Source organism: Streptomyces rubellomurinus (assembly GCF_000961885.1).
Lineage (GTDB): Bacteria > Actinomycetota > Actinomycetes > Streptomycetales > Streptomycetaceae > Kitasatospora > Kitasatospora rubellomurina.
In genome coordinates this window covers 1-6,123 of sequence record NZ_JZKH01000172.1, presented here as the reverse complement: position 1 = coordinate 6,123, position 6,123 = coordinate 1, and the positions used below count along the sequence as shown (strand labels likewise).

Here is a 6,123-nt window from a genome sequence, read left to right as displayed (position 1 = left end):
GGTGAACCGCCGCCCGCCCGCGCCCCGGCCGGGCCCGGCCACCCGCCGCCGATGGTAGGCATGGGCCGCATGGACTGGTCCGCCTGGTTCGCCGCCCCCGACTACTGGCCGAGCCGGCTGCTCGTCCAACGCCTGCTCGCCGGCCTCTACCTGATCGGATTCCTCGCCGCCGCCGCCCAGTTCCGCGCCCTCCTCGGCGCGGACGGCATGCTCCCGGTGCCCCGCTTCACGGCCCGCGTCCCGTTCCGGCAGTCACCGAGCCTCTTCCACCTCCACTACAGCGACCGCTTCTTCGCCGCCGTCGCGTGGACCGGCGCCGCCCTCGCCGCCGCCGTGGCCGCCGGGCTCGGCGACGCCGTCCCGCTGGCGGCGTCCATCGCACTGTGGGCCGTCCTGTGGGCGCTCTACCTCTCCATCGTCAACGTCGGCCAGACCTGGTACTCCTTCGGCTGGGAGTCGCTGCTCCTGGAGGCCGGCTCCCTCGCCGCCTTCCTCGGCAACGCCGACACCGCCCCGCCCGCCCTCGTCCTGTGGCTGATGCGCTGGCTCGTCTTCCGCGTCGAGTTCGGCGCCGGGCTGATCAAGCTGCGCGGCGACAGCTGCTGGCGCGACCTGACCTGCCTGCGCTTCCACCACGAGACCCAGCCGATGCCCGGGCCGCTCAGCTGGTTCTTCCACCACCTGCCCGCCCCACTGCACCGGGTCGAGGCCGCCGCCAACCACGTCGTCCAACTCCTCGTCCCGATCGGCCTGTTCCTCCCCCAACCGGTCGCGACCTGGGCCGCCTGCGCCGTCGTCGCCACCCAGCTGTGGCTGATCGCCTCCGGCAACTTCGCCTGGCTCAACTGGCTGACCGTCGTCCTCGCCCTCGCCGCCGTCGAACCGGCCCGCCTCGGCCTCACCCTCCGCCCCCGCGGCTACCCCGCCGCCCCCGCCTGGTACGAGGTGCTGGTCGTCGCCGTCACCGCCGCCGTCGCAGTCCTCAGCTACTGGCCGGTACGGAACCTGCTCTCCCGCCGCCAGGTCATGAACCGCTCCTTCAACCGGCTCCACCTCGTCAACACCTACGGCGCCTTCGGCAGCATCAACCGGATCCGCCAGGAGATCGTCGTCGAGGGCACCGACGAGGCCACCGTCACCCCGCACACCGTCTGGCGCGAGTACGGATTCAAGGGCAAACCCGGCGACATGCGCCGCCTGCCCCGCCAGTACGCCCCCTACCACCTGCGGCTGGACTGGCTGATGTGGTTCGCCGGCATCTCGCCCGCCTACGCCCGCCCCTGGTTCCTGCCGTTCGTCGCCCGCCTGCTCTCCGGCGACCGCGCCACCCTCCGGCTGCTCCACCACAACCCCTTCCCCGACGCCCCACCGACCCACGTCCGGGCGACCCTCCACCTGTACCGGTTCACCGGATGGCGCGAACTGCGCGAAACCGGCGCGTGGTGGCACCGCACCGCGCTGCACGAGTACCTCGCGCCCGTCGACCTGCCCACCCTGGGCCGCGCCGGGTACCGGCCACCGCTCGGCCGGCCCGCCCGGCCCGTCCGCCAGGTCCCGCTCGACCGGCCCCGGCGGCCCGGCCGCCCCCTCCCCGGCCGCGACCACCGCGCCGACCGCGCCGACCGCCCGGACCGGCACGGTCACCCGTCCGGACCTCCGGACACGCCCCCGGACGGACCTCCCGGGTGGCGGCCACGCGAGCGGTAGGGCACGCGACACCGGCCAGTCGGGCGGTGGGTGCGTGCAAGGCTCGAACGGGCACCCGTATTCTGGGCGTCCACACCCGGCGGCCCGACCGCGCGCCCCCCGCCCCGCCCAGGGGCAACCCCGCGCACCCCGGTCCGCCGCCCCCTCGCCGCCAGCCCCGCCGCCGTCGCCCAGAACCGGACCTCACATGACAGTGCTTCACTCGCGCAACGCCGACGCAGCCGACCCGGCGGACGTCGCCGACGCCGCAGACGTCAAGGACCCCCAGGACGCCGCCGCGCAGCCCGACCTCCGCGAGGACCTCGGCCGCTACGCCGACCTCGGGGCCTTCACCCTCAGCGCCGACACCCACGCCTGGTACGCGGCCGTCGACACCGTCGCCACCCCCGAGGACGCCCGCGCCGCCTCCACCGTCCTCGCCGAACTGCGCGGCCGCGACCTCCAGCAGACCTGGGAGACCGTCACCGAACTGGCCGCCGAGGTCCAGCTCGACGAACCCGACACCGTCGCCAAGACCGCGTTGCTCGTCGAGACCCTCCAGCGGGTGCGCAACACCGGCGCCGTCCTCACCGCCGCCGCCTACGACACCGACCTCGGCCCCCTCGTCGCCGCCACCGCCGACAGCGCCTGGCGCAAGGAGCACGGCGTCAAGCTGTCCTGGCTGCGCGCCCGCTCGCTGCGCAAGCAGGCCGCCGCCCTCGCGCACGACCGCCGGATCCGCCGCGAGGACCTGCACGAAGCCCTCGGCTCCGCCTCCGTCGAGCGCCGCGCCTGGGCCGTCCTCGCCCCCGCCGGGACCCTCCCCGCCGTCCCCGCGGACGGCGCCCGCGTCGAGATCACCGCCCAGGCCTTCGAGGCGATCAACACCGGCCTGCGCGACCTCGCCCGGCTGCTCCCGGGCCACGACCTCGACGGGATCGCCTTCGCCGAACTCGTCGAGCTGGTCGAACGACTGGCCGCCGACGAGGGCACCCTCTACCGCCTGCCCACCATCCGCGCCCTGCGCGCCGACCTGGAGGAAGCCGGCCTCGGCGAGCTGCTCGCCGAACTCACCGCCGTCCGCGCCGACCGCCGCGCCGCCGAGGCCGCGTACGCCGCGCGCCAGGCGTTGGCGGGCGGGCAGCGGGACGGTCTGGCGGAGGACGCCGCCGCTTCGGAGGCCGCCGCTTCGGACGTCGTTGCTTCGGAGGCCGTTGCTTCGGAGGCCGTCGAGGTCGAGGACACGGCTGAGGACACCACGGCGGAGGCCGTCGAGACCACGACCGAGGTCGAGGCCGAGGTTGAAGCCGAGGTTGAAGCCGAGGTCGAGGCAGAGGCCGAGGCAGAGGCCGAGGCCGAGGGCGTCGCCGAGCCGGCGGAGACCGCCGGGACCGACGAGGTCGAGGTCGAAGCTGAGGCCGCCGCGCTTCAGGCGCTGGCCGGCGGTCAGCGGGACGGTCTGGCCGAGGAGGCCACGGACGCCGAGGCGGTCGAGGCCGAGGCGATCGAGGAGTCGGCCCCCGAGGCGGACGCCGACTCCGTCGACGCCGAGCCGGTCGCCGAGGTGGTGACGGAGGACGCGGCCCCCGAGGAGGCCGCGCCGACCGTGGTGTCCCTCCCCGCGCCCTCGCCGGCCGCCGACGACCTGGTGGCCGCCGCGACCGCCGCCCTGGCCGAGGCCGCTGCGACGGACGAGGAGCCGGCGGAGCAGGCCGAGCAGGTCGAGGAGCCGCTGGCCGAGGCGGACGTCGAGGCCGAGATCGAGACGGTCGAGGCCGTGGAGGTGGAGACGGCTGAGGTTCCCGAGGTCGTCCACGCGGAGACCGAGGTCGTCGCCGAGGACACGGCCGTCGAGCCGGCGGCGTCGGCCCTCGTCGAAGAACTCGAAGAGGCCGAAGAGCCGGTCGTGGAGCCGGAGTCGGAGGTCGAGACCGCCGAGGCCGCCGAGACCGCCGAGACCGTCGAGGTCCCCGAAGCCGTCGTGGAGCCCGAGGCCGAGCCGGAGGCCGCCGAGGAGGCGCCCGAGGCCGAGGTCGAGGAGCCGGCCGCCGAGGTCGCCATGGCGGTCGAGGCCGTGGAGACCCCCGCCGAGGAGGCCGCCGTCGAGCCCGTCGAGCCCGTCGAGCCCGAGCCCGCCGCCACCGGCCGCCCCGAGAAGCCGGACTTCACCCCCGGCCGCCCCGTGACCGCCTACTCGGCCGACGAACTGCTCGCCGTCGTCCGCTGGGTGGACGGCGACGGGGTCGAGCGCACCGAGGACGAGCTGCTGCGCGCGGCCATGAAGGAGCTGGGCTTCGCCCGTCTCGGCCCGCGCATCAAGGAGGCGCTGGGCGCCGCCGTCGCCACCGCGCGCGGCTGATCCGGGGCCGCACCGAGGGGCGGAGCCGTACCGGCGCGGCACAGCACAGGGCCCGGGACGCGAGGAGGTCGCGTCCCGGGCCCTGCCGCACGACGGCGCCGAGGCCGGGGCCGAGGGCGTCGGGGCGTCCCGTCAGCCGGCCTTGTTCCACGGCTGGCTGGCCATCAGCGCCTTGACGTTGGCGACGTACGTCGGGTTCGGGATGACCAGGCTGCCGACGACCTCGCCCGTGGCCGGGTCGGTGACGGTGTTGTAGTGCACGTTCCCCGCGCCGGCGTTGTACGCGGAGATGACCAGGTCGAGCAGCGGCGTCTTGCCGGTGGCCGGGTCGGGGGAGAGGTCGTACTTGCCGCCGAAGGAGGAGTCGCCGTAGTAGGCGACGAGCCAGTCGAGCAGCTGGCTGCCGAGCTGGACGTTCCCGGCGAGCGTGGCCGGGTCCGAGGTGGTGCCGAACTTGCTGTTCATCCAGCTGACCGTGTTCGGCATGACCTGCATGGTGCCGATCCCGCCGTCGCAGGCGACGATGCCGGACTGCCAGCCGCTCTCCTGCCAGGCGATCGCCTTGACCAGGTTGACGGGTAGCGGCGGGAGCTTGTCGGTGCCGCCGCTGCTGAGGTTGAGCGTCCGGGACTGCCCGGCGGCCGAGGCGAGGGCCGCGCCGACGGCGTCCTTGGCCTCGTCCGGGCGGGGCTTGCTGGGCTTGCAGCCGCTCTGCAGCGGCGGCACGTGCGGGGTCGCCGGCGCGGGCGGCGGCGGGGGCGCGACCGGGCCGGGCTTGGCGGTCGGCACGGGCGCCGCGATGGCGGGCTTGGCGACCGGCGGCTGGGTGGCCGCGCCGCCGGGCTGGCTGCCGCCCCCGGCACGGGCGTTGCCGCCCGGCGCGCTCGGCGAGGCCTTCGCGGACCTGCTCGCGGTGGCGCTGGGCGAGGCCGAGGCGGTCGGGCTCGCCGACGCGGTCTCGGTCGGGGTCGCGGCCGGGCTGGTCGACGGGCCGGGGCTCGGGGTGTCGCTCGCGGCGGCCGTCCCCGCGACGACGGCGGTCTTCGGCGCGGCGTCGGTGCGGCTGTCGTCCGAGCCGCTGGCGAGGTAACCGGCCAGGGCGGCGGTCGACACGGCGGCGACCGACGACAGCACGACGACGGTTCTGCTGGGGCGCTTGTTCAACAGTGGTTCCCCCCACTCGTCACCGGCGGGCCCGGTGAGTGCCGGTCATCCTACGATGTGCCCGGCCCGTCTTGTACGAACGGGTGGCCCACCGCCCGCCCCAGCACCGCGGCGGCGCCCACCAGCGACGGCCCGTACCAGGTCAGGTGCCGACCGCTGACCAGTGCCGCCGGCACACCCGGGAACGCCTCCGGGCCGTCCTGCGCCGTGAACCGGTACGGCTCGTCCGGCAGCACCACCAAGTCCGGCCGGGCGGCCAGCAGTTCGGGCAGCGGCACGGCCGGGTACCGCTCGGCGTGACCGGAGTGCACCAGCCGCAGGCCGAGGCGGCCCAGCAGGTCGCCGGCGAAGGTGTCCCGGCCCAGCACCATCCACGGGCGGCGCCAGATCGGCACGATCGCCCGCGGACCGCCCGCCACCGGCCGCACCTCCCGCCACGCCGCCTCCGCCTCGTCCAGCCACGACGGGCGCGCCAGCCCGCACGCCGTCGTCAACAGGCGCTCCAGCGAACGGAACGCGCCGTCCAGGTCCCGGACGTCGGTGACCCAGACCGGCACCCCGGCCGCCCGCAGCGCGTCCAGGTCCGGGCGGCGGTTCTCCTCGTCGTTGGCGATCACCAGGTCCGGCTCCAGCGCCAGGACTCCCGGCACGTCCGGGTTCTTCGTGCCGCCGATCCGGGCCACGGCCAGGTCGGCCGGGTGACTGCACCAGTCCGTCGCGCCGACCAGCAGGCCGGGCGCCGTGACGGCCACCGCCTCGGTCAGCGACGGCACCAGCGACACCACCCGGCGCGGCGGGCGCGGCCCGAGCGGAACGGGCAGGCCGAGGTCGTCGTGCGGGGCAACGGGGTCGGTCATCCGGCCAGCGTACGCGCGCGACCCCGCGCCGCCCCGCCCCCGTCCGTCGTCGAGCCC

The 6,123-nt window shown here is 75.9% G+C and carries 4 protein-coding genes; 2 read left to right on the top strand and 2 right to left on the bottom strand.

What is annotated here, in order from left to right:
* Window positions 1-69 precede the first annotated feature (69 nt).
* Both VM95_RS36670 and VM95_RS43015 read left to right on the top strand, forming a co-directional pair.
* A complete protein-coding gene (locus VM95_RS36670; RefSeq protein ID WP_078861150.1) occupies window positions 70-1,707 on the top strand; it encodes a lipase maturation factor family protein in 1,638 nt (545 codons plus the stop codon).
* Window positions 1,708-1,894: 187 nt separating this feature from the next.
* Window positions 1,895-4,045 (top strand): hypothetical protein, encoded by a 2,151-nt coding sequence (locus tag VM95_RS43015; RefSeq protein ID WP_157882301.1) that lies wholly within the window; start codon window positions 1,895-1,897, stop codon window positions 4,043-4,045.
* Window positions 4,046-4,177: 132 nt separating this feature from the next.
* Here VM95_RS43015 and VM95_RS36660 read toward each other — a convergent pair whose 3' ends face one another.
* Together VM95_RS36660 and VM95_RS36655 are read right to left on the bottom strand one after the other, a co-directional pair.
* A complete protein-coding gene (locus VM95_RS36660; protein WP_052706939.1) occupies window positions 4,178-5,209 on the bottom strand; it encodes a lytic transglycosylase domain-containing protein in 1,032 nt (343 codons plus the stop codon).
* 50 nt (window positions 5,210-5,259) lie between these two features.
* Entirely contained in the window at window positions 5,260-6,066 is an 807-nt protein-coding gene (locus VM95_RS36655) for a helical backbone metal receptor (protein WP_244179119.1), read from the bottom strand.
* Window positions 6,067-6,123 lie beyond the last annotated feature (57 nt).